This is a genomic window from Streptomyces cupreus (assembly GCF_014257025.1).
Taxonomy (GTDB): domain Bacteria; phylum Actinomycetota; class Actinomycetes; order Streptomycetales; family Streptomycetaceae; genus Streptomyces; species Streptomyces cupreus.
The window spans coordinates 1-475 of sequence record NZ_JACMSF010000193.1; the positions used below are offsets into that span (position 1 = coordinate 1).

Genomic DNA, 475 nt, shown 5'->3' on the forward strand with positions numbered 1-475 from the left:
GCCGCGTGAGAAGAGCGCGTCGACGAAACCGGCCGCGTGCGAGGTCAGGCACCAGCGGTAGCCGACGGTCTGCTTCGACGAGTACTGCAGCCGCCCCGTGCGCACCCAGTCACGGGTCGCGACCGCGCCCTCGAACTGCGGGGCGATGTCGGGGAACCTGGCGATGAAGGCGCGGAACTCCTCCTCGGGGGAGAGGCCTTCCGGCACCGGGTGGATCCGCGGGTCCAGGTTGATGCCGACGCTGCACAGCGGGCTGGTGGACAGCGGGTGGTTGTCGAAGGGGATGACCCACATCCAGCCGCCCTCGAAGAGGTGGTGGAGGGTGCCCTCGCTCCACGGGCTGGGGTTCTGGTGGGTGCCCTGGGGCAGCGTGTCCTCGTAGGGCTTCACGCCGATCATGTGCGTGAACAGCGAACGGGACTGGTGGCGCAGCCGGCTGGGCTCCTCGCGCACGCCGAACTTCTGGGCCAGCGGG

The 475-nt window shown here is 70.1% G+C and carries 1 pseudogene; it reads right to left on the reverse strand.

Annotated elements, in window-relative coordinates:
* Positions 1 to 453 (reverse strand): annotated as a pseudogene (locus tag H4N64_RS44260) (FAD-dependent oxidoreductase); the annotation flags it as partial.
* Between the last annotated feature and the right edge of the window lie 22 nt (positions 454 to 475).